Raw genomic sequence first — 25,182 nt, 5'->3', positions numbered from 1 at the left:
AACCATGGTTCTGTGCTTTTCATCTTGGTAGATACGCTTGTTGTTTTCTCGGCTTGTTTCAGTGCGAGCCTTGGCTTCTGATGCCGTTAATGGTCGGAAACCAATCGGCCCCGCTGGTCCTTTTGGACAACTCATTTTGTTTCACCTTCTTTAGTATTCCAAGAAATCATCATTTTTACTTTATACGACACACCGGACTCTATTAGCAGTGTTTCATACCCTTTTTGACGCAACCTATTTGATACCATTAGAATCATATCATCGTCAAATTCATCGAGGGGAAATCCAACATCAGTCTCACTTTTATGATGGTTTATAGCCCGGTTAATTGAGTTCATAACTCTGGTTTCTACCCTTTGTAGCTTTTCTACTTTATCGATTATCATCACTAATTTATCTGCGTCTGGTAGATCGTCAATTGATTTAAAGTTAAAATTCATTCCTAAACACCTCATCCTTAATGGTAATATGGATATACCACGTGCCAATATATTGCTCATATTGCCTCTGTCTCACTACATATTCATAACCTTTCTGGGGTAGTTTTTCTTGCAATACCGATTCTATTTCACTCCGAGAAAAACCTCTGGGAAGGCTAAATTGTGTGTCGTTTTTGTCTTCTTCAATCATACTTTTTAACGCATCGGCCGCGGCCATCTCTATTTCTGCTCGTTTCTTAGCAGTTGCTGGACTGTGTAGTCTAAGTTCCAGCACTTGGTTGGCATCCGGCATATTATCAATAAATTTAGCGTCATTATCAACCGCAATAATAGATTCATCATAATGAATCAATTTAAAGTGATATGAATCGTAAACATCAACACCGTCAAGCCAATCATGAGCGAAGTAAACACTATAATATTTCTTTGCCAAATATCGGGCATCGGTGATGGCCGAGTTGACCATTTCATTTTTAATTTCATTAACGATAGTAATACGATCATACCGATTAATATCCAGAGTAATATTAATATCGATAGCCGCCGTCGGGTCTTCCTCTACCCGTTTTTCGACACCATTAACCACCTGCGTTACAATCTCTTGTATCTCACCGCTTCTTAAACACAATAGTGATAAATTGAATCGGGAACGCCATTTATTGCGCGTTAGTGTTTTCATCACGAACCACCTCATATTAGTAAGTTGAACGCGTACGATATAGTTATCGTCGTTTCACTCCATTTTGACTATATATGTATAGAGCCGGGATAACCCCGGCCCATTGTTGAACTATACGAACTTCAATTCAGTAAACAATTCATCTGCGTCTTGCAACCGGAATGAAGGGTGTTCGCGGACGAATGACCGTAAATCAAAAGCCTTCATTGGAATGTGGTTAAACACGTCTGGCGTGCCACCTTCCGTGCAAACAATCAGCATTGGATTAACTAGTTCCCCATCTTCATCAAAGTCATTTTCGTCGTATACCGGCGTTCCATCATCATATGTAGATTCTGGATCTGGGTACATTACAGCGAACGGGTAAAAATGGTAAGCTTTCCAGTAAAAAGTAGGGCGCCGACGCTTGTCTTCGTCTGCTTCAACATAATTTTCACTAGATACCAGGTAACCAATAATCGTTTCTGGATTAAGGTCAATAGTAACTTCTGATGCCATTATATGTGTCTCCTATCCGACATCACCAAGGTCAGATACGTTGTCGTGCATCAATTTTGCTTCGGTCATTGCAATTAAAGCACTGACCACATCATCAATATGTGTATTGACGTTGGCGACGTCTTCGTCTAATTTTTTCGTAACACCAGACTTATTCAGATCAAGATAACCAGTTTGCATTAATGCAACAGTACCGTAAATCCCGGCCATGCCATGTAATGCCAATACTTCATCAACACCGTATTGTGGTAAGTCGTTTTCGACGATATATTGCAACGGTTGGGGTAATAGTCCCTTTCCAGCAACCTCGTCCAGGGCTAATGCGATCGCACAACTATTTAATGCTTCTCGCTTATCAAGCACAGCGTTTAAAGCAACCGCCGCATTGATAAATTCGAGATCTTTGTTGAAGCGTTGTTGCCCTTTCCAGGCCGCCATAGCAATATCCTTCATCAATACACCCTTACTTGCTAGGGTTCTGATTACGTATTCTCGTAAATCGTGATCTGGGTACAAGTCTTTTGCCATAAAATTCCTCCTAATATGGTTTAGTTTACTTGTCCGTCACGGTTACTAAATCGTCAATGTTGTAACCAACGTCGTCAACCGTAACGGGTTCAAACTTCTTTGTAGTCCCCATAATTTTGACTTTGAAACTGTTAACTCTCGGGACCACTACTTCCACAGGAATGCCATATTTAAGTTCAAACCACTTAAACCGTAAGGCCGCGGCTTGATCAATGGCAAATGTGGTAAATGAGTTCTTCAAATCATAGACGTGCTTAATGCTACCGTCATGGTCATATACTACGAAGTCCGGCGTATACCGACTACTACGCACCTTTAGCTTGCCATCAAGCAAGGGGATGGCTGCGTGTAATTGGAAGCCTTTGTGGACCTCAAAGTTATAACCACTGTTTTTGATGAACCGTTCGTAGAATTGGTGCTCCTTTTTCGAGTCGAAGGTGAACCCGTCAACTTTGACTTTTTCGCCGAACCAAGTGCCGGCTTGTTTCTTCAAGGAGAATCAACCACCTTTCTGAACATTATTTATTATACTCGTTTTAGTCTATTTTGTCTATATGTGTCAAGAAACTAATATAATTAAATTTCGTAGCTAGGTTCTGATTTGTCGTCACGAACCGTAACAAAGGTCGGGAAACGTAAACTCAACTTATCGTCATTTTGATTATGAGTTTCTTCAAAGTAGCTCACTTGGATTAAATGACCAACAATTTGATCGGGGTGTTGCCAATACAGGTCACGTTCCTCATCTGAGAACCCAGAACCTACTTTAACGTCATTCCCTTTGTAGTCAATCACCACACCGCCAAGTTTACCAGCTAACCGACCAGTGCCCTCAAACACGTCCTTAACGTACACGTCAGCATCAAGAAAATCTTTGATCTTTAACAGGTTAGAAGTACGTTTCGTTTGGTACTTACCACTGTTGAGGTTGAGCATCAACCCTTCCCAACCATTCGGCTTCACCATGGTCTGTTGTAATTCATGAATCATCGATAGGTCATTACCAATATATAGGTCCTGTACCAGCTTAAGGTGCTCAAGGTTCGGCCGATCAGCAAAACGGTCATACAACACTTGTTTTCGGGTAGAGAAACCAGTTGTCGAAATACCCTTTACAAATTCGTCATAAAACACGAAGTCGAACACATTGAAGATAATATCCGACTTATCCTTAGTCTTAGAACGCAGCACCTTACTCGTTTCCCGGAACAAATCCTTGGTTGCTAATCCATCGGTATTTGGAAGTAGTAGCTCCCCATCTAAAACAAGATCCCACGGGTCGTCGTCGCATAAATGTAGCACTTCTTGTTCCTGTACTTCCATTCCGTCAATTGGTAAGCCTTTCCGAGTGTAGAACTTGGGCTTCCCGTCCTTGACGATACATACAGCTCGGTGCCCATCTAGCTTTTGGGTCAAGGTGAAATACTTCCCCTCAACCTTGTTGACGTATTTATGAAATGGATGGGCCAATTGTACGCTAAACTCACGGATAAAACCCCTGCCAAGAGCCTTGTTGATCGACTTAGCAGTAATACCAACCTTTAAATCCTTGGCAAAGATATGGTAGATGAACTCGCGTAGTTCCTGGTCTTCAAATACAGAAGCGTAATCGATGATCTTTTGGATGGTACTGAACGCCCCGGTGTTGTATACCGAAACATAATTCATTAATGTTTCTAAGGTATATTCACCTGGTTCAGTTACGAAACTATCCGTTTTGTCTATTAGCGACAAGATCCCCTTAAAAGATACCCCGGTTGTAATAAAGTCATCATAAACAAACCGGAGTATCTTGGTAAGAAGGACATTGTCGCTGTTAGCTTGGATGATTTTGATCTTTTCATTGTTTGACATAGTAGATTTAATCTTTTCAAACACGTCAAACGCAGACTTAACAGCGTTAATATCATTCATTATTTTATAGTGCCCCCCCCCCATTTCTGGGATTCGTTCTTTATAATAGTCATAAAAGTCATAAATCCTTTCATTTGAGAAAGTTTCAATATCTTGTACCAGCAAGCTCTCACCGATTAAATCATCAGCCCCGATAGCTTCCAGGCACTCTTCTGGGGTGGGAATGTCAGCAACCCAACCCGTGGTTCCATCATCGAGCATATCAACCTCGATCACTTGAGCAAAACCACCTTCGCATGTGGATGCCAAAAGTACGTGTCTTGCACTATACATCTTGGCTTCTCGCAGCGTTTCTACCAACTTTCGGTAACTTTCCGTGTAGGCAGCAAAGGTTTCTTCATCGCAAGACACCACACAGGTGGCTTGTAAAATGCTCATTTTTTCAACAACGTCAACTAAATTTGCTTCATCATATAAGTCATGTCTTACTACTTTAGCGTACACTTAACGATTCTCTTATACTTTCTAAAGGATGAGAGACCATCATGAGAGTCCACGGCCATTTCCTACCGTAGAAGGACAGTCTCGTTTTTGACGTGGGTATTAGGAGGCTCTCATCTCTCCATAAGCCAGCGGCGACCGTCACATCGCTACTCTAGACTAGCTTGTAGTCTGTGACCCAGTAATCAAAATCTTTTTCACTCTTTTGCCAGTGTCCGTCGATGAGAATTGATTTCGGGGTTTTGCGTAGCCCCGATAGCTTTATCATGCTCCCTTCTTTTAATCGACCACCAAAGTATGCTGACTTACTCAGCAACACAAGCACTTCTTTCCCATTTCGTGGGGAGTATAGTCTAACCTTAACGCGGCTAGATCTTACGTCGGCTTGAGTAACATAAGCGTAGCTTGATGGCAGCTCTGGGTATGTACTTTGGCACCGCCCCAGTAGCTTCAATTCGCTATCAAGCTGTTCCTTTAGTGGTAGGTCTTGATCTTTTAGTGACTTTTCAAGCTCGAGAACTTTCATATACTTTTCGTACTTCCCAGCCCACCGCTTATTTTGCGGTTTGTAGGTCTTTTTAAAGTAGTCGAAAACCTCTTTTAATTTCCTGTTCTTAGCAAAATCTTTAAAATATCTCAACAAAATTAAGTTTAGCACATGGCGAGAATTTATGGTAGTCTTTTTATCGAACTTTTGAGCGGTAAATCGCTTATCTTTTTCAGAGGATAAATCAATCTTTTTAATTTCTTCTAAGCCATAACGGTGGAAAAGATCAGATACAGTAAGGGTTTCGTCCTTTGATACGAACTTATTTTTCTCATAAAGATCAACCAAGAAATCAGTAAAAAATGTATAATCCTTATCACTCAATTGGTAAAGGTAATCGCCGACTTCGGTATTCAAACTCTTAATGGCAGCGGTTCCCTCATAAATGGCGTTTTCATCCTTATTCATAAAGTATAGACCTTTAGACCGACCATACCGCACTGGACGAACATCGATTCCCATGCTTTTGGCAAATTGTGAAACTCTATTGATTTTTTCTTGTTTTCCTTTCCACACTTCAAAGGCCGCTGTACACCATTCCAATGGATAGTAATAGCGCAACCAAGTGGAAATGTAACCAATATATGAGTATGCCATTGAGTGGTTGACCGAGAAGCCATAATTAACCGCATCCATAAACACTTGAATAAATGAATCGGCAATGTTTTCTGCGTGTTCTTGTGAGTCACCATACTTCTCAACCATCGTCTTGATAAAGGCCGGTTTAATCTTGGGAACCTCATTATCCATGATGGTTGGGTTCTTCTTGCCTATACCTCTACGAATCAAATCGCTCTGGCCTGGAGTGTAACCACAAAACTTGACCAGAAAATTCATAATCTGCTCTTGGTACACCAATTCGCCTAGGGTTGGAGCGAGAAACTCGTTTAATGCCGGGTGCCCATTATCTTTAAATTCACCATGTGTAACCTTATCTACATAACTAGCGCCAGAAGGACGTTGAGCAGCATTAACTAATGATAGTAAGTCCATATACTTAACGTTCTTACCGGCCTCGTTACTCTTAATCTTCCTGATAGTGTCTGGTGACAACATATCGCGTAGCAACTTGCCAGCTCTGTCGCCTTCCATTTGGAACACGCCAATATTGTTTTGGCGCATAGACTCCCAAACCTTTGCATCTTCAAAATCAATGAAATCACTATCTGGTGTAGGGTATGGAATGCCAGCTAATTCAGCGGTCTTCTCAATCAGTCCAACGTTATCAAGCCCTAGCATGTCATACTTAACCCAATTGTTGTGGTCAATTTCCTTCATGGTGATCTGAGTAACTGGGTAATCCCAACCAGATATAGTCATAGTACCCATAGCGTCTTCGATAGTATTAGTATCAATAACGATACCGGCGGCATGGCGACCAAAAGAATCGATAACCCCCACCACGCTTTGGGCCATATCGATTAGCTCCCGGTGATCTTCGTAAACTTCACGCGGAACAATCCCGTTATCGCCAATTTCGTTGCGAATTTCCTGGATATATTGTGGTTTACCTGCGTATCGTGGAAGCCCATCCGCAATTGCTTTAATAGCCGCCTTCAAGCCATAAGTATTGGCCGTTAAAATCGAAGCGGCGTGCCATTTGCTGTTGGTAAGCATCCATTGTTGCGTCCATTGCTGATTATCGCGGAATGCATCAATGTCCACGTCAGCAAGGCTAATACGTTCGCTGTTCATGAACCGTTCAAAATTCAGCCCTAGCTTCACTGAGTCCATATCAGTTTGTCCACACAGGTATGCAATCAATGAACCGCTAACCGATCCACGTCCTGGTCCAAAGTGAGCACCGTGTTCCTTAGCAGCGTTCATGATGTCCTCATGAGACAGCATGTAATCAATAGCGCCATTGTACTTGTAAACGGAATACTCATATTGAATCCGTTCAAGATACTTCTTACGCTCATCTACGGGCAACTTATCAATGCCCCGGTCATAAATCCCCTGTTTAATTCTCTTCTGGAATTCGGCTTCTGGGTCATCGTAAAGTTTAGGGTACTTATGGCTCTTATCAATCTCAAACGATTCAACACTTTCAGCAATTTCTACCGTTAAATCTAATGCCTTTTGAACCAATTCGGTTGGTACCACTCCCTGCTTTTGGAAGGCTTGAATCATTTCAGAACGATCTTTTAACCACAATTCAAACTCATCTTCGTTATCGTATTGTGACCCTTTACCCTTCTTAATGATCTTTCGTAACTTATCATGATACTGATTGAGGGCGTGGACGTCATTTGAAGCAATGAGCTTTAAGTCATGTTGTTGGGCCAATTTAACTAAATAGTCATTGTACTGAGCCTGCTCCCGATTATCATGGGGTTGGATTTCCAAAAATACGCGTTCCGGGTATTTCTTAGCAAAGTTAATCCACTTGTGCCGCACCTCGTCATCATCATTAAAGTATGCTTGGGCAAGTGGGCCAGCCATACATGCTGTGGTTACATATAGGTTGCCATGATCTACTGCTTCAACCAATTCATCAAACATGATACGTGGTTTGTAGTAATAGTGGCCATCCTTCCGGTTAAATGAGTGGGACGACAATTGGTTAATTGCCTTAACCCCATCGTAGTTCTTTGCAATGATGATAGTGTGGTACCGCGACTTATCGTCTAAACCCATAGCTGTGTAGGCTTCGATACCGTGGATATACTTTAACCCCGCTTCATCAGCGAGTTCCTTATGTTTAATCCACCGTGCCACATTGCCATGATTAGTAACGGCAATTGCCGGTAAATGATTGTCTAACGCATACTTAACGTAATCCTTGTATTGTGTGACAATTTCAAAATATCCACCGGCATTAGATTCGTCAGTATGAGCATGTAAATTGATCCAGTAATCTGCCAATTTTATTCCCCCTCGTGCACGTGGCTCTTTACAACACGCAACGATCCAGGGCACCTGTCCCGCCACCACAATCGCCAACTGTGATCGCCATCGATGCGGACCCAAATGTCACCGGGTAGATCTGTGGCCGGTTCTACTCGCGTCTCAACAACCTTAACGTTTGGGAAACTGTACTCTACTTTAGAATCACTATAAATTAACTCCCGATTATCGTCATACAAACCAATACAGCCTCGTTCAAAGTTGTAGTATTCCAAAGTGTTTTCCCACCACTTTTTGGTTGGCTGCACAGCATCAAAATTTTGATGCTCAATCCACTCAATAAGATCAATATCATCAAAAATACGTACGTGACGATAATCAATGGGGAGAACATGGTTTTCTCCGCTTTCATCCTGTAAAGTAATGCTATGGTCCCGCAATTCTACAACTTTGAATCTCATCAATTACACCCCTCTATCCAAACAATGCGTCAATGCTTAAACTATCATTGCCAAACAGGTCGTCTAGCTCGGTTTGCCCTGCTGATACCGCGACCGGCTTCTTCTTTTCGTTAATCCCTTCCAACTTCTTAAATTCCTCACTGGTATGCCATGAGCATAAGTGAGTTTCGTAGTAGTTGGTCGGGTCATATCGAGCATTTAATTCTAGCCAATTTTCTTGGTCGAATTCATCCATGTTTTCAAAATCCATGATCGTATCACATAGTTCTTCGACCTGCTTGGCCACTTTTTGGCAATTTTCTTCGGAAATATCCAGTTCAATGAAGTAATTACCAACCTGGAATTGTTCCTGAATTTCCTCTGGCATGTTAGCCAAGCCGTTACTTGCCTTAGCCGTTTCAATCATTTCATTGGCCCTTTCTTCGTCATAACCGAGCTTTTTAAGCTTGGTTGCGAGCTTCTTAGCAATCTTGGCAACCCAAATACTACGTTCTTGGATCGTATCTTTCCATTTACCGTTTTCCTGCTTAAAGTGAACCCGGCAATACTTCATCATATCGAAACGTGCTTTGATTTTGTCATACGGCACGCCGCTCATTTGATGCTTCCCGATGGCATACAGCATTAATTGCATTGCCTTCTTCTGAAGTTTGTCTCCTGAAAATCCAGACTTACTTGACGTTTTGTAGTCGATTAACACTGTATTACCATCAGCGTCAGTGTACTGGGTGTCAATGTACCCAACAAAGACGTACTTATTATCTTTACCAACCCGAACCAAAACGGGTTGCTCATTCCGGAAGTCACTACCATTTGGGATGAGAACATGCCGGAAGTAATTATTCAAATTGTTAATGTAACCATTCTTAATCCGATCAGTATCAAATTGAAAGGCGGTTGGATCGGCCTCCCAATCTTTAACCGCCTTCTTCCAAACGTTAATTGCTTCGCCTGGAAGGATCTTCTTATCAATTACATCTTGCACCAGATTATGACTAGTCGTGCCCCATTCGGTATATACACTGTCCGAGCTAAGTTTTTTATGTAAGTAATACTTCTGATAGTATTCCGTTGGGCAATTTCCCCAGGTACTCAACCGACTAAACGACCAAATCCGATTCGCATTAAATTGTTTCTTGATCTTGTCTAATTGCTCTTTATTTAATCTCACCTAAACACTTCCTAATCTTTCATGCGCCATTTCAACAGATAATTCCACAGTTCATAACCTTTATCAATCGGCGCGTCTTTCTCACCTAACATATCGTAGCGATCAAATATGTAGCTTGCTTCGCGGAATGGTTTAAAACGTTCCGCTTGATTGCGGATGAATGCCAATCCTTCTTCCTCTTTAACCATGACGTCTTTATCAAACGCCAAAACAATCTCGCAATCTTGCGGCGTCTCTCGAAGGATAAAGTCAATTTGATGCTCACTGATGGTGTGGCCACCCAGAGCAACAGCATACCCTTGACCGAAATTGTATGTCGCTTGTTTCAACACCGATTTCTCACCCTCAAACAGGATTAACATTTTGCTTTTATGGAGATTGTCGGCGACCACATTGTACCCGTACAGGTTCAGTGTTTTATGGTAACCAGTAATATAGTTCCAATACTTGGGCGTTCCCAGTAACTCCATTTCCTCTTTACTTTGGGTCGTCCGACCTTTAATGCCAACCACCTTGTCCCGCTCATACCAATCAAAGTGCGGGAAAATAACGCGATCACGATATGGGTCATACATCAGTCGGTACTTTTTAGCAACGTCGGGGGTAATCCCCTGTTCCAATACGGTATGGTGTAAACCATCAACAAATTGGTTGAGAATGCTAATATCGTATAGTTTGTTTTCGGTCGCTTCGTCTTTAAACGGGTCGGCGGATGCAAACACCTTTAATTGTCTTAACGGGTCCTCATAACCGCCACTATCCTTAGTGGATAAACCCAACAGCGCATGTATGTAATTAATGACGCTGCGAAAGTCCTTTTCCATGACTAGGGCTAAAGCACCATATAAGTCACCGTTATACCCCATCTCGAACAACGAAGTATAGAGCGACTCGTTCAGCTTAACCATAACAGCGGTGGCATTTTCGCCATTGGGTAGCGCGCATCGTAGTTCTCCATTTAATCTTTTAATATCATGGAATCCTACGTCTTCTAAGATCTTATAAAGGCGCTGTTCATCTTCAAGAATGTATTCCTTTAGCTCTTTGGCGCGCATTAAATCCCTCCATCCCGCCTTATTTACAATATCTATATTACACGATATAGACTGTTTTGTCTATACGTGTCAATAAACTAAATCAAAAAAGACCCGGCAAAAACCGAGTCTCAATATCTTATCTCCAAGCAATAGGTTCTTCTTCTGGTCTTGGTGCCCAGTTAGCGGCTACCTCACCTTGTACTAACATTGGTTTAGCAAGTTGGATTGATCCACCGCCAGCGATACCCATTTGTAGTGAGTACCAATCAGCGTCTTTCCAACCAGTCGTATCAAATGTAAATGTTTCAAGAATCCATTTATCAAATACTGTCTTTTGCCCGACTTGGAACCATGGATTTGCACCGTCACTTGCCCACGATCTAAATAGACCGCGACCATCTACATAATCTTTAGACAACAACTTGGTCCAAACCGAGAACGTGTACTTACCACTATTCGGTTTGATAAATTGGCCACGTAATGCAAAGTCACGGTTGGTTTGATGAGTATTGTTGAGCACTTGGAAACCATACTTAACGTCAATATCGTTACCCAATTCAACAATCGATGGCTTACCCGGCCCACCGGAAGTTGGTCCCCAGTGTAGATCGTCCGGGAATGGTGTATTGTCGCCATATAGCTTCGTCGGGACGGAGTCGTGAAGCAAATTAGTTACCCCCCCCATTTCATCTACGAAGTCCGTCGCTATGGCACCTTCTTCAAATTTCGGAGCGGCAAATTCACCCCAAGCACCATCTTGGTTCAATCCAATATATACATTCGTCATATCAGTACCCGTAATTGGTGTGGTAAATTCATACCGTTCCCATTCGCTGGTTAGATTGAATGACGTTACTGGATAGTACCACGAACCATCCTTACGCTTATCAGCAACGTGTAATCCGGCTATACCTTTACCACGTGCCCAAACCGATAACGTCCAAGTGCTGTTGTGGATTGGTATATTATCTTGGGCCACGTCAACCGTCCCTGTTGAGATAGACGTTGACTCAATATGGAACGCAGTTAATGGTTTGCCAATTGGAGAATCACTAGCGCTAATCGCAATACCATATCGTTTACCGGCACCACCAGAAGCCGATCTCCATTGACCCTTACTCCATTCAGCTGGCCATTGTACGCCGTCAATATTCGGATTGAATGTGGTTGGCTTCTTGAGAACGTTTGGTAAAACAAGTGTTTTAATTACCCCCCCCACTTCAGTAACAGTGACCGAGTTAAGGTCTAACCAGAGGTCAGTAGTTTGGTTGTTGGCAGACCGGAACAATAACTTCTTATCTTCAATGCCATAGAACGCAGGCAATGATGCCACGTCAGTTTCATACCAGTTTGGTTTTTGACCTTGGAGATACCAAGTCCTCATACCGTCCCCACTTGACCCATCTTCTGACAAGGCGGCCCCCGGGTACATAAAGGTACGGAATTGCCCCGTTCCCCAAGCTAGGAACTTGAGATGGTACTTCTTGTTCGGCTGAATGTTCAAGTTGTACTGTACCGGGTCCAGATAACTATGAGTGCCGCTGGCGGTAATGTGCATTAAGCCGAGTTCATTAAAGTTGGCGATTCCAGTATTTTTATTATTAAACCCAGTAAGACAGTTGGTAGGAATTACCCCCCCACTTGGCTTATACCAATAAATGGTTTATCAATTTCTACATAAGTGTGTCCAGAAATATCCATCTTAGTAATATCGATACAACGGACATTTACGTCTTTATCAGCCCGCCACTTGCAAGTAATCAGATAATTGTTATTGCCCAAGTCGCGGATGATACATGGCATAAATCGATGGCCATCTTCATTGGTAAAGAACGAGAAGCAGACACCCTTAAGCGTTCCATCAGTGCGGATAATAGCCGATTGCCGAATATCATCCCCTTTGAGGAACTTCTGCATAATATCCTGAACTGGCAGGATTTCCACCCCAGCTTCGTAGGAATTAAATCGCTGAGCACTACCATGAGCAATACTGGTATCTCTACTTCCACCAGCTTCATGAAGTTGCGGCGTAATTTGAGGGAGTAAGTTAACGTCTGACACCCCCCCTAATTCTGCTAACGCCGGTAAATCAATGATCTTGGTACGTGTGGGCCAATTATTGTATACCCGTTTAAAGCTAACTGGTTCCTTGTCGAGGGGGTCAAAACTAATCCCATTAGCACTATAAGTGCTATCGTAGACTTGCCATGTCATGTTCCTAAGATTGTCACCAAGTTGGTAACGCGCCCCACCACGTAGGTAAAATACATAACCACCGTTTTGAGCATTAATATCGAAATGGACTGGACAAGTCTCGTCACTGGTAAAGTAGCCTTCTTCGGCTTCGATGATCCCATTAGTCGGGATAGCTCCCCACGCAGGATAGTTAGCAAGGTACCGACAACTTACCGTAAAGCCATTCTCGTGAGTGGCCCATGATGGTTTAAACTCCCCGGGGTCTAATTCGTGACTGGCCGCAAAGACGTTAAACTTAGTCGCCGGAATACCACCGTTTTTAACAACAGGGTACCATTTATTTTGGTCAAACTTTGATGCGGTAAGGTCTACCCATTGCCAGTACATGGTGCCTTCCCCATCGCGCCCCGGAGTACCTTCTGCGCCCGGGTCTCCCTTGTCCCCTTTATCACCTTGGTTACCCTTATCCCCTTTGTCACCCTTGCTACCACGCAGGGAATTGAGGAAGGTTGCTTCGGAATCATTTTGGTGACCATTACGCTTCCAGATCTCGTAAGCCGATTCACCGTTAGCCCCATTAATGGCAATACCTTGACCACCAACTTGGGCAAAGACCGTAGCAGATTGAGCATCACTACCATTGGTTACAGCTAAATAACCTTGTCCCGGTTTTAATCCATAGTCGGTAGACATGCCAATAAATGATAGCACCCGTCTATTAGCAACCATTGGTAAGCCGTAAAGGTCATCAGTCGCACCCATCTTAACCAACTGGTCAACCAGATCTTTGTTCAACCCCGCGGCGTCTGCTTCAATTACGACGACGATTGACTTAGCCAATCCCTTTAAATAGTTGGCGGCGTTGGTCACATCCCCAGGATAATTTCCATACGTGTCAAAGTGCTTTTGTGCTTGTAGGTTTAAATCCATATCAAACACAAGGATAGTCATTCCCTGTGAGAAGTCGCGCATCGTACGCTTATTAGGACCCGTGATCACCAACTCACCATAAGTCTTACCAGATTGATATGAGTCTGACGTAGCTTTAATAGTGAGTGCTTCGCCGTGTTCACCTTGTGGTCCACGTAGGGAGTTAAGGAAGTCTTGTTCAGACCCCCGGTGACCATTTCTAATCCAAGTCTCGTAGGCGGATTCCCCATCGCGCCCCGGAGTACCTTGAATACCCTGTTCACCCTTAGTCCAATTCAGATAATCTTGTAAGGTTCCGGAATGCCCTTGCTTTAACCAGAGGTCATATGCTGAATCCCCTGTATCACCTTTAACACCAGCGCTACCACCTGTGCTACTACTGGGAGATTGCGGATTCAGATCCAATACCATAAAGCCATTCACATAGATGGCATTATTACGCATCTCGGCATGGACGTTGTAGGCGTCCATTTTAGCCCGCGCATCTTCAATGTATTCCGGCGTCGCATTTTCAAACGACTTAATAAATACGGTGGCCACCGGGCTATCCAACCCATCAAGGTGCATACTCCCAATGGTGATATTAGTTACACTGGCCGAGGTGTCGGGGTAAACAGTCGTTACCCCATCCTTTTGCGACCACAATTCCAGCGTATAATTGCCCGGCGTTAAATCACCTAAATCGGCAACCTTAAATGAGATTGAGTAACTTGTAGCTTTAACGGGAATTTGCTTAACCATCCCCGATTGATTATTGATTTTAAGGACATTGACGGCGCCTGATAGGTCTACCGTAGTGTAGTCATTAGTAGCTTTAAGTGACATGTCAGTAGATCTAACATCGTACTTAAAACCCGCCCCCACGACCCCAGAGAGCGGCTTGAGCAATCGTGTCATTGTACCAGTCCCTTCTTTTGTAAAAGTGTTATTTTAGATATGTATAAGGGTCGGCGAACCGACCCATTTGGGGATGATTAGTCCCGCGTGAGATTAAATATGTGGCCTAATAAGCCAGCGTTTGACCTATATAGATTAAGTTAGCGTTGCGAATCCCATTAGCTGCTTGCAAGTGAGATACGGAAGTGCCTAACCGCCATGCGATAGCAGATAAGCTATCACCAGACTTAACAGTGTACTTCTTAACAACACTACCGTTCTTAATCGTCAGCTTTTGCCCCGGGTGGATAACAGAGTTAATGCTCAACCCGTTGTTAGCAGCCAACGTGTACATGTTCATACCGTACTTTTGAGCAATGGACCAGAATGAATCACCATATTGAACAGTGTAAGTTTGCCCACCAGTTACTTGGCTAGGTTGAGCAATTGGAGCACCCGTCCCCAAGATTTCAACGTCGCCCTTGTTAATCCAGCTCATAACACCGCTCAACAGAACCTTGTTACCAGATTCTTGGACAACTTGGTAGGACTTGCCCTTTACCCAACTTGGGATAGCTTGACCCGTTGCCCAACGACTTGCTGAGTAGTTAACCTTAACAGTGTAACCTTTGGTAATTTCCTTCTTTGGCGTGTTGTCGGCCTTAATACCCGCATCAACCGCTGGCGTGTGGGTCTTTGGCTTTTCTGGGTTACCATTCTTGTAACCATTGTCCGTAATCCCAGTAAGGTCAATATCACCGTCAAGCCCTCCACCAATATAAGTGGAAGTAAATTGGAAGATTCCAATATTTTCAAATGATGGGAAGTAGTTGTAGTTCGGACGTGGCGTTACCGAATAGTTAGGGTATTCGGCAAGCCATAATTGATACTTGCTTGCTAGATAGTGCAAGTTAGTATTGTTTACAAGGAAATTCTTGTAACCATACAACATTGGAGTGTAACCCGCGTCTTTAATCCGTTGTAGGGCGTGATCAATAGCAGCAGTGTTTTGCGCCCCGCTTTCAACGTCTAAGGCAACGATACTTCCTTTAGGGGTTTGCACCTTTGGAAGGAAGTAGTTTAGTACATAATCGGCTTGAGCGTTAGTGGTTACACCTTGCCACCAAATGTACGTATGAGCACGTCGGCCCATGGCAATGGTAGAAGCCACTTGGCTGTTGTAGGTCCATTGATCATACAAATTCCATCCAGTGGTCGTTCCACCAATTTGACTAATTGCAAACTTGTCTGAGGAATATCCCCATACACCATTTGCACCTTGATACTTTGACCAGTCTACCCCTTGATCACCTTTAGCAGCATAGGCGCTTTGCACCCCGCCAACAAAAGGTAGAACCAGTACAACCGTAGCTAGTAACAATACTAGCTTTTTGCGTAATGATTTAAGCAATTTACATTGCCCCCTTATTGTATTTTTCCTCCTAAGGGGTCCTCCTAATGCATATTGCTATTATCGTAATTAATTAATTCGCCTATTTAAGTCAACCTGCTAGTGAGTCTAATTTTTCTTGAATGACCTTCCCAATAGCTTCTGTTCCTTTAACAGTATATGGGATTCGTAAGAGATTGATGCCATTGTCTTCACAATACTTGTTTTTGATTAAGTCGTGACGATGAGTGTATTCGTAGGATTCTTTCCCGCCAAACATCTTGACTGGATGGTAATGTTGTTCGCCATCATATTCAATAACTAGATTGTAACTCGGCAAGTAAAAATCAAACGGCAAACACCTTTCATCTCGACAGTCGTCAAATACTTGTTGAGAGTTAAAAGTAACGCCCTGGTCTTTCAACCATCTATCAATCCACTGTTCCCCACGTGAACGAGCATGGCAATACGGACATTGCTGTTCTAGGGTTATTGACACAGGTTTAACGTTCCACACATTCCCACAAACATTGTGGCGAATATCAACCTTGGTTATAGCATCTATTACCGTGCCAAGCACTGTATAGTCTCCACCGTAGCGTTTAGTCAATTCATCTTGTAAACGCTTATTGTTCCATTCCAATCCGCCGTTGCATCGAGGACAACCATGACCGTTCATAATGTCGTTTGGTCTAATTTTCCAAATAAAACCGCAGGCATTGTGCCGACATTTCATCTTAATCATATTCCCACGATACAATTCAACAAACTCATATTCTCCATCGGTTTTCTCAAAAATCAGCCGACTAAATTCCTCTTGTGAATAACTACGGCTTCTGATTGAACTTTCCATGCCACATTTGGGACAGCGATTACCATTCAAAAAGTCGTTGGGGCGTGCCTTATATTCCGTACCACATAAATTATGGCGGAATTTAATCTTTTGAAGCGCAGCCTTATATTCAGAAATAACGCTATATTCATCCCCAACCAATTCTTTAACCTCGGCTTTAAATTGGTCAGTCGTCTTAGTGCGTTTTTTCTTAAAGTACCCCTTATAGCAAACATCACAACTCGCTACCGGATTATGCATTACCGATCGCATTTCACGTTCATAGTCATTCCCACAAACATTACAGTGCATCTTTAGTGGTGTCTTGTTATTCACATAACCACCCAAGAACGTAACCCTATCGCCGAATTTGTCTTGAATTCTCTGTGCTACCTTTTCATCATCTAGCTTATTTGATGGACTCATAATACTAGCTAATTCCTCCTAATACGATTATTTTTTATACGTAATTCTTAATTGCGGCCTGTTATTCCATTCGTTTGTGCCAGAAAAGATCATGTATTGATCATGATTTTTATTGTCAGCATGGGTGGTGATCCCAGTAATTTTATTATCTCTAAGATCGTTTCCAACCCAGTTTGGTAAGGTAATCCATTGACCTTGACCTCTCCCAGAGTAACGGGCACGTGCTACTCCATGAGCGTTTTCCCACCAATTACGAGGTCTTCCTCCACGCGCATTGTGTACTCCAATAACAGCAGTCCCGCCGGCCCAAAAATACGAATGTTTTGCATATAAATACAATTCAACTTTCTCGATAGACGCTCCTTGGAGTACCCAGCGGATATTCCCGTCATCAAATCCAGCCATCCCAGATTCAATTCCAGGGTCAAAGTAATCGTGATCTGGGCTATAACAGCCACTTGAGAGCCATGAGGGACCCCAAACGGCTGTGTTGTATTTTAATGCATTGTTATGCACGGATGACCAATATCCACCCGTCCACGTGGCACCCCACGTTCCCACATGTACCTGTGGTACATAAGGCGGTTTAGGTTTTTCCAATTCAACCCATTTACCATTAACTCTAACGCGGGTATGGGCGTCTACCCATTTACCATCAGAGTAGACTTTAGGGCGGATGTCTTCCCATTTGCCATTTTTTCGGATTCTAGCAAATACCATTAATCCACCCCCTAGTTACCAATCCAAACGGAACCTTCTGGAATGTCACCATACGGCTCCCCTTGTCGGATAAACAGGCGCTTTCCTTGTTCACCAACATATGGATCCTTTTTAATCCACATAGTCCCAGAGTTGTTGTTCCACGTATATACTTCTTCCCCGACACTAGCTTGTAGCATATTCCCACTTAGCTTTGCACCACTAGCCAGCCCCAAGGTGGTTACGGAATTCATAACAATATCGCCACTACCATTAAATGTAATACGCCCGGCACCAGAATCAGCTCTAAATGACGTGTCTTTATACATTGTGAAACCGCTAAATAAAATGTCACCATCATCTAAAAACTCATAGTAATGGTGTCCTTGCAACGTATCAGCATCAATACCAGTCCCACCAGCTTTACTAGTTGTTACAACACGTTGGCCATTGTATAACAAATCCCCTTTACCTTTAATTTCGGTTTGCTGAGTATCTCCACCAATCGTGAATTTACCAACCTTGTCAAAACTAATGGTGGCCGTTTTCCCACTACCACTAAAGGTGAGGTCTCCAGTCATGGAATCGCCAGACTTCTTAACATACTGATCATCGTGATTGTGACTCTTAAATTCTTGATAGTGGCTGTCTTCCCGGCCATCTAAGCTGGTAATCTTGTCCCGGTTGTCCTTGGCATATTGAGCAATGGTTACCCCGCCAAGGTCACTAGCCCTCCCAATACTGTTGTTAATGGTGTTAATGGTATTTCTTAAATCAATACCACCTTCGCCCCAACCAGATTGAGCAGACCCAGAAACCGTGTTTTCAATCGTCTTTCCGGCTGGCGTAATAATCTTGTAGAAGATTACGTCTGGATTGTCGGGATTACTCCCTACCGCCGTTACTGACAAGATACAGTTCTTGTCATTAGGAACCCCCGTTGGCAAATCCCGGTCGTTAAAACCATGTACCATGTAGATCCCCGTGCGTTTAATATCCCGGTAACTAATATTTGATACCGGCTTACCTTCAAAGGCTAATTGCTTTAAAGTCCCGATTTCGTTGTTGTTGTTGTCAATGATTTTGACAGCCTTATCATCGGTTTCAAAGTGGACTTTATTGCCCGCCTTCCAATAAATTGCTCGTTTCGTTCCCATTTAATACCTCTATTCTAAGACTATTGATTCGTCAGAAAGAGTGCCGTCAGTCTTTGCAAATTTGGTGACGCCACCCTCTAAACGCTGTGTATTTTCGTTATTAACGACCAAGGTTTGATCACGAGTTGACCCCGTCGACCCCGTAACAACCAAGTTAGCCCCGGTTCCATTAGTATCTGTTACCAGTACAATATCATCTTTACTAATCCAAGCGTGAAGGTGTTCTGGGAGGATGCACGTTTTTTCAGTGTTTTGGATTCTAACAATGCACTGGTAGCCGGTAGGGTCTTGGACCACTACACCAACCTCAACTTTTGGTCCGCGAGCTTTCTTAGCTTCTTCCTGGGCAATCACGGTGATCGCGTCAATAATTTGTTTTTGCTTTTCTGTGGCACTCATTCAGTACACCTCTAATCGTTCAAGAATTGGATATAAGAGATGTCGGGGTGCAATTGCAATGACGTTGGGTCCGTTTCACCAGCCATCAATTGGCGGTATGGGAACCAATAATCATTAACCCTGTCCATCGTTGGTTTTTGTCCCTGGTTATCTTTCTTGGCGATAAACACCATGTCAACCGGGTCCCAAGGTGCTCCCAAACGAATAGAAACAGCATCACTAATCCTGTATTGAGTTGACCCACTCCATTCACCTTTGTAAATGGCAGCCAAACCAATATCACCTTTATCCCCCTTGTAGGCACATTGCCGGTAGTGTTCTGCGTCTACGTTCGGATCATGGGAGCTGTCTGCCACCACGTCCTTAATAACGATATATAAGTTACCGTTATAGGTAATGATGTTTTGACGCTTATATTTACCAGTTGATGACCAGTCACCTTTGTAAACAAAGTCATTAACGTATTGATCCCATTCTTGTTGCTTTCCAAGGATGTATTGCCGCACGTTTTCGTCGAAGAACGTCTCTAATGCATTGATACAGTCTTGGATACGGTTAATCCGTTCTGGGGTGATCATGTAGTCTTGTAATTGTGCGGTCAAAGCCTGGATACGGTTTTGATCGTTATTATCAAGGGTCGTCTTTTGCTTTAGCTTCTGCAATTCGAGTGCGGCACTAACTAAATTAGCGGGCAAATCAAACGCGTCGGTAAAGGTGTCGACCCGTTGGGGAAATGTTGATCTTGACATTTACTAAGATCCTTTCATTATTAGTCCCCTCCTAATTTAAATCACATTAATATTTATACTGTAAGCGCTTACATTTGTCAATACTAAAAAAGGATTTTGTTATATTATTCAATGTAAGATAACTTGAAGCCAAGCGATTCACTCTTAGCTTCTTCGTTGTTGAACACGTCATCCGCATCTAATGCTTTACCGTAAATATTTAACATGTGATCCCCTCCGATCGACCCAGTATCGGGGTCAGATTCATTGTCTAAGTATTGCCAGATTGGCATGGTCTTCATCATCGATACGACCTCTTGCTTAGCGGCATCCTCATCAGACATCCCCAGGAAGGTACCCAGGATTTCTGATGATCCATTCGACACTTCTTCAAGCCGTTGGAAAGCCGCTTGTAGGTTTTGTTTGTTGCCGAGAATGTAGTACAAAGCACAGGCGATCAGATAGGCTGAAACATAATCTTCCGAAGCACTTTCCCATTGACCATTCATTTGAGCAGCCGCCCGTTTAATCAAAGCATCTCGTTTCTCGGCACTTGATTGGTAACTGATGATGGATTGATACCGTTCCTTGGCCCCGTGTAAGAGTTCGGCAAACCCTTCTTTCCACCAGGTCGGCCAGTTGACCAGTTTGAAGTAGCCATAGTAATCGTTACATACGGCGTGGAACATTTCGTGGGCCAATACCCGGTCTAGGTAATCACCCTTAGATCGGCCCGTGTCCCCACTTTCACTCTTGGTGTTTAGTCCTTCTACGTCAGACAAGTCAATATCCATTAATTGGTTGTAGGTCGTGTCATATGCCTGGTTCCAGGCTTGGGCGCCACCTTTACCTTCCACGTCAAATTGGATAAATAGGATATTCTTACCACTAGCCATAATGCCATAAGTATCTTTAATTCGTTGTTCACCAAGTGATAACCAACCAAGATTGCTGATCCCACGTTTAATCGCATTAACTGTTGGCGTACCCCATTCACCATAAGATGGGCGAACAAAGTAGATCTTGTGAGCGTCAATTTCCATCGTTCCATCAACGCCCAGGTCAACCGACATCTTGTCAATCTCATACTTAAAGATCTTGCCGGTTACAGGGTTGGTAACCGTGATAATATCGTTGGGTTGCAGGAAGTAGACCGGCGCGACACTAATCGTAATCGTTTCTTGCAGGGTACTTGCCTTGTATAATTCCCAAGCCGCTTGTTGGACACATTGCATATCATTGGTTAAATCAGGATTACTAATGACCTTGGTTTTATTCCCGATTGCTTCAATGCTGTACGGACTCTTAATATCGGTTAATTGGACCGTCCCCATTGGGGTATACCCCGTTTTAACCGACGTAGAACCAACCACCATAATCCGATTCTTAACGTCTTTTAGGTCGTAAGTTTCGGAAAAGCTCAAGGTTAAATTAGCCCGATCATTACGTGTGGCGTCAAATTCCCACTTTGGGTCTGGTAGGTCGGCTTCACGTTGGAAGTCAACCCGGCGAATTTCAAACCGCCCTAGGACGTCATACCCACAAATATAGGTCTTATACATATCCCGCAGATCTTCGATAATATCCATTACCGGAGTCCCAGGCTGTTTCTCGTAGTCATACGGGATGACTTGACCATCAACTGGTTCTTCAATGTAACCAAATTCAGTTTCACCCCATGATTCAACCAGGCTCTTAATGGCAGTAACCGCCGGGATTTCTTGTTTTTCTTCGAGTTTGAGCTTGGTTTCTAGCCCAACCCCATCCCAACGGGTCATCTTATCCGATAGGTTCAGATTGATCGTTCTTTCTTCATTGTTGTAGTTAATAGTGTGCTCATCCAACCAGAACGTCCCCAACAAAAAGTTCATCGCTTCGTGAGGGTATTGAGATAGGTCAACTACCCCTTGGTAAACTCGGAACTTCTTGTTAAACCAAAGCACGCTATCTGGGGATGGCATATAAGCCGGGTCAACGACCATGGTTAATGCCCCAGTACGCCGAATTAGCGACGTGCCATCGTAACTAATCGATCCACTAATTACCTTTCCCGTGATTGTGTCAATGATTTCGTCATTGTCGCCGAGGATTTGAATCGTGGTTTCAAGGTTCCGGATTGGTTGCCGGAGAGTGCTGGCCGCTCGACCACTAACATCCCCTTCCAACCCGGTAATGATATTCGGCAATACTTCGTTGTAGTTAGGCTTTACGTAATCAATCGGCAATTACGTCACCCCCTACAAAACCACATTGCGCCGGCTGCGTTCATCGCCGTCCCGGTCGTATTCTTGATTCCAGTTAATATCACCAGCATCGTCATACGTGTAGACAGACTTACCAGCCGTAGCAATCATACCGGCTTTAACCATCGTATTGTAATCTAACTTCCCGATTTCGGTAAAGTCAAAGGAAACTGTAGAAATGTTGTCGATTGCTTCAGACTTAAGCGAGGTCTTAACGCCCGTTGTCGCGCAAACAATCACATCCCCATCATCACGTCTAATTACCTTAGCTTTCCCGTTGTTCAGGAAGTCGATGACCTTCTGCCGGTTCACTAATTCTTCGTGAGCATCAATCTTATTGGTATAGCCGAATTCTTGTTGTGGCGTTAATGGCAGGAATGACACGGTACCAGTCCGATAGTTAGCATTACCATACGACACAATTGGGAATTGACCATTCAACGGTACTTGAGTGCTCATATTAGTGTTGTATGCCATATCGGAGAATTGGAAGTCAATATTCATTGGGTAATTGGCTCCAATATCCGAAATAAACGTGCCGCTAAATTCACTATTGATTGGGTCTTTGTTAATTAACATCTTCCCCATAATTTCTTTGGCAAGTGGAACTACGGCATATTGGTAGACTTTGTGGTTCTCAATAAATCGATCGACCACGGTATATAGGTTGTATTCCTTCTCGTAGTCAAATTGGGCGACTAATTGCCACTCATTATCCGTGCTCATATACTCACGCCGATAACATTGAATTTCGGTCACCACATGCCCATTACCGTCAATACTCCCGGCTTCAAGTGAGTTGTTAAAGTCGGCATCCATAATTGTTTTCAAAGTCCAGTCATCTGGTACGGTTTGGTCTTGACCAATATCTTCGTCAACGCTGACAAACATTTCGTCATACATCCCCGCCCCCATTGTCACTTCGTCCAGTTCCGAGGTTGGGATTGGGGTGTCAAAAAACATCTGGTCAAAGCCGTAACCGTAATAATCTACACCGATTATCAAATAACGGTCGCTCCCTTCTTATAGTCTTGGGCTATCAATAATCCCATAATCATCAAGGTATTTGTTGTAGTTCTTGGCAAAGTTCTCAAAGGTCATTCGTGGCGCGTTAAAGTCAATAATTTCCCGCAAAATCATACCGTAAACCGTGTTGTATGAGTTCAACTTGTCCCGGCCATCGGCAAGCGTCATTGAGCCATGCTGAATGTTGTAAAGCACTTCGTAAACCCGGTAGATATATTCTTCCCGGTAGGCTTTGTAGGCCGCTTCATTTTCATCATTAACCCGCTTGATTTCCTTCCAGTAGTTGACCATTTCGACTTCGTTAAAGTATTTCCAATAACGATTGTCAATTTCTTGGATTCTGTCCCGTAGTTCATTGTGAGAATAGATTCCGGCCCGCGCACTAGTGATTAACGCCTCAACTTGGGTCGCATACTTTTGCCATTCTGCATTATGGGTAGCGTGTAATTGATTCAATGCCGCGGTCATTTTGGCATTTTGCGCGTCAATTAATGCTTGGGTACTCTTGGTGACGTTCGGATATTCAGACAACTCATTTTGTTGTTTGCCACCGCTATCACCATCGTCCCCGGCATAAGTCGTGTCTGGTTGGATTACAATTTCAACTCGGTAAGCATGAACCCGAATGAACATAAAGAATGGGCGCAACTTCAATCCCGGGATTTTATTAGACCGTGTGACGTACTTAACATTCCCAAAGACCTTCTCACAAGTAATGTAGTCATCATATTTAACAAACTTAATATGATTACCCTTACTTTCTTTCGGAGCAAAGTCTAGGAATACCCCGTTTTGAACGTTCATGAGCCAGATCTTAGCAATCCATCCCCGGGCCTTTGCCATCGCCAGGTTGGTAAACATCAGCGGGTTTTCTTTAGGGACTACCACATAGTCATCTTTCCAATAGGTGTAATGAGTTGGGGCCGAATTGTCTCTTTTCGGCACATACGCCCGTGCTGACGTCCCCAATAATTGTTTTAAGAATAAGTCGACGACGATCTGACCATCATCCTTATTCATTCGTGGTTGGACAACCCCGGAGATACTTGGTGAGATATATTGCGCCGTAAACTCTTGGAGCTTTTCGTAGATAATATCGTGCTTGGTTTGGACCTTTAGCCCAATATAGTACAGCCTACCCTTTTCAAGATCACTGACCCGTTCGCTAAACCGAGTTGGGGATGCCGCGGTTGGGACCCGTTCCGGATAACGTTGCAAAATCACGTGACGTTGATCGTAAAGGGTGAATTGATAATGTTCAACGGGTTCGTTTTGCTTTTGAGAATACAATGCCGACATCAAAACATCGTTGGTATAGATGAATTGTTTTTGGTCGATCGTATCAAACCGAATTACCGGTGTGTCATAGCAAGTAAACCGAATTTCTGGCGACCATTCCGACTGTTCACCCGTTTGATTATTAATGATTACCCGAACTTTAGCTAAGTAAGTATTCCCATTGTTAAGAGTTCCTGGCGATAAAATATGGTTTTTATCCATCGAGATTTGCTCTTTTTCATAAATGGGTTTCGAGTCGGGTCGATCTTCTCGTATCGACAAGATATTTTTCGTTGTCGATTCCGCCCCAAGATACATGAACTTGAACGTGTATGAATTCGTCGCGTCATAATTTGGGACTTGATTAAGTGTTGGTTGGGTCAACCACATTAACCCCTTTCGTTTTTAGATTTTTGGATTATGTATTGCCGGGGAT

Annotated in this window: 21 protein-coding genes; all 21 read right to left on the bottom strand. The window is 43.3% G+C overall.

Annotated features, from left to right (window positions below):
- Nucleotides 1-131 precede the first annotated feature (131 nt).
- The 21 genes from FC43_RS03570 to FC43_RS03470 all read right to left on the bottom strand — a co-directional run bounded on the left by FC43_RS03570 (nucleotide 132) and on the right by FC43_RS03470 (nucleotide 24,968).
- Nucleotides 132-440 (bottom strand): hypothetical protein, encoded by a 309-nt coding sequence (locus tag FC43_RS03570; RefSeq protein WP_056954183.1) that lies wholly within the window; start codon nucleotides 438-440, stop codon nucleotides 132-134.
- The gene (locus FC43_RS03565; RefSeq protein ID WP_056954181.1) at nucleotides 430-1,119 is read right to left on the bottom strand and encodes a hypothetical protein; all 690 of its coding nucleotides are present in this window, start codon (nucleotides 1,117-1,119) and stop codon (nucleotides 430-432) included. The genes FC43_RS03570 and FC43_RS03565 overlap by 11 nt, the downstream gene beginning before the upstream one ends.
- A 111-nt stretch (nucleotides 1,120-1,230) precedes the next feature.
- The gene (locus FC43_RS03560) at nucleotides 1,231-1,617 is read right to left on the bottom strand and encodes a hypothetical protein (protein ID WP_056954179.1); all 387 of its coding nucleotides are present in this window, start codon (nucleotides 1,615-1,617) and stop codon (nucleotides 1,231-1,233) included.
- A gap of 12 nt (nucleotides 1,618-1,629) precedes the next feature.
- Nucleotides 1,630-2,145, bottom strand: coding sequence for a phosphatidylglycerophosphatase A (locus FC43_RS03555; RefSeq protein WP_156648261.1), 516 nt, complete (start codon nucleotides 2,143-2,145; stop codon nucleotides 1,630-1,632).
- 25 nt (nucleotides 2,146-2,170) lie between these two features.
- The gene (locus FC43_RS03550; RefSeq protein ID WP_056954175.1) at nucleotides 2,171-2,638 is read right to left on the bottom strand and encodes a DUF1064 domain-containing protein; all 468 of its coding nucleotides are present in this window, start codon (nucleotides 2,636-2,638) and stop codon (nucleotides 2,171-2,173) included.
- 83 nt (nucleotides 2,639-2,721) lie between these two features.
- A complete protein-coding gene (locus FC43_RS03545; RefSeq protein WP_235807581.1) occupies nucleotides 2,722-4,503 on the bottom strand; it encodes an ATP-dependent DNA ligase in 1,782 nt (593 codons plus the stop codon).
- Nucleotides 4,504-4,654: 151 nt separating this feature from the next.
- Nucleotides 4,655-7,915, bottom strand: a complete 3,261-nt coding sequence (locus FC43_RS03540; protein ID WP_056954173.1) for a PHP domain-containing protein — start codon at nucleotides 7,913-7,915, stop codon at nucleotides 4,655-4,657.
- Between the two features lie 2 nt (nucleotides 7,916-7,917).
- Entirely contained in the window at nucleotides 7,918-8,358 is a 441-nt protein-coding gene (locus FC43_RS03535) for a hypothetical protein (RefSeq protein WP_056954171.1), read from the bottom strand.
- 13 nt (nucleotides 8,359-8,371) lie between these two features.
- Nucleotides 8,372-9,529, bottom strand: coding sequence for a PD-(D/E)XK nuclease family protein (locus FC43_RS03530; protein ID WP_056954170.1), 1,158 nt, complete (start codon nucleotides 9,527-9,529; stop codon nucleotides 8,372-8,374).
- 11 nt (nucleotides 9,530-9,540) lie between these two features.
- Complete coding sequence (locus tag FC43_RS03525) at nucleotides 9,541-10,584, bottom strand: hypothetical protein (RefSeq protein ID WP_056954167.1); 1,044 nt, start codon at nucleotides 10,582-10,584, stop codon at nucleotides 9,541-9,543.
- A 118-nt stretch (nucleotides 10,585-10,702) separates the two neighbouring features.
- The gene (locus tag FC43_RS03520) at nucleotides 10,703-11,950 is read right to left on the bottom strand and encodes a hypothetical protein (protein WP_156648260.1); all 1,248 of its coding nucleotides are present in this window, start codon (nucleotides 11,948-11,950) and stop codon (nucleotides 10,703-10,705) included.
- Between the two features lie 245 nt (nucleotides 11,951-12,195).
- Nucleotides 12,196-14,589: a collagen-like triple helix repeat-containing protein gene (locus FC43_RS03515; RefSeq protein WP_056954163.1), complete on the bottom strand. Its 2,394-nt coding sequence runs from the start codon at nucleotides 14,587-14,589 to the stop codon at nucleotides 12,196-12,198.
- 106 nt (nucleotides 14,590-14,695) lie between these two features.
- Nucleotides 14,696-15,979 (bottom strand): LysM peptidoglycan-binding domain-containing protein, encoded by a 1,284-nt coding sequence (locus FC43_RS03510; protein ID WP_056954161.1) that lies wholly within the window; start codon nucleotides 15,977-15,979, stop codon nucleotides 14,696-14,698.
- Nucleotides 15,980-16,070: 91 nt separating this feature from the next.
- Nucleotides 16,071-17,216, bottom strand: coding sequence for a PDDEXK family nuclease (locus tag FC43_RS03505; RefSeq protein WP_056954159.1), 1,146 nt, complete (start codon nucleotides 17,214-17,216; stop codon nucleotides 16,071-16,073).
- A gap of 27 nt (nucleotides 17,217-17,243) precedes the next feature.
- Nucleotides 17,244-17,936 (bottom strand): hypothetical protein, encoded by a 693-nt coding sequence (locus tag FC43_RS03500; protein ID WP_056954157.1) that lies wholly within the window; start codon nucleotides 17,934-17,936, stop codon nucleotides 17,244-17,246.
- An 11-nt stretch (nucleotides 17,937-17,947) separates the two neighbouring features.
- A complete protein-coding gene (locus tag FC43_RS03495) occupies nucleotides 17,948-19,072 on the bottom strand; it encodes a hypothetical protein (protein WP_056954155.1) in 1,125 nt (374 codons plus the stop codon).
- Between the two features lie 9 nt (nucleotides 19,073-19,081).
- A complete protein-coding gene (locus FC43_RS03490; RefSeq protein ID WP_056954153.1) occupies nucleotides 19,082-19,471 on the bottom strand; it encodes a hypothetical protein in 390 nt (129 codons plus the stop codon).
- 11 nt (nucleotides 19,472-19,482) lie between these two features.
- Complete coding sequence (locus FC43_RS03485; RefSeq protein WP_056954151.1) at nucleotides 19,483-20,220, bottom strand: hypothetical protein; 738 nt, start codon at nucleotides 20,218-20,220, stop codon at nucleotides 19,483-19,485.
- A gap of 104 nt (nucleotides 20,221-20,324) precedes the next feature.
- A complete protein-coding gene (locus FC43_RS03480; RefSeq protein WP_056954148.1) occupies nucleotides 20,325-22,424 on the bottom strand; it encodes a DUF5048 domain-containing protein in 2,100 nt (699 codons plus the stop codon).
- Nucleotides 22,425-22,436: 12 nt separating this feature from the next.
- Nucleotides 22,437-23,447: a hypothetical protein gene (locus tag FC43_RS03475; protein WP_056954146.1), complete on the bottom strand. Its 1,011-nt coding sequence runs from the start codon at nucleotides 23,445-23,447 to the stop codon at nucleotides 22,437-22,439.
- A gap of 18 nt (nucleotides 23,448-23,465) precedes the next feature.
- A complete protein-coding gene (locus tag FC43_RS03470) occupies nucleotides 23,466-24,968 on the bottom strand; it encodes a hypothetical protein (RefSeq protein ID WP_235807580.1) in 1,503 nt (500 codons plus the stop codon).
- Between the last annotated feature and the right edge of the window lie 214 nt (nucleotides 24,969-25,182).

This window comes from Limosilactobacillus ingluviei DSM 15946 (genome assembly GCF_001435775.1).
Lineage (GTDB): Bacteria > Bacillota > Bacilli > Lactobacillales > Lactobacillaceae > Limosilactobacillus > Limosilactobacillus ingluviei.
This window is presented reverse-complemented; position numbering and strand designations above follow the sequence as displayed.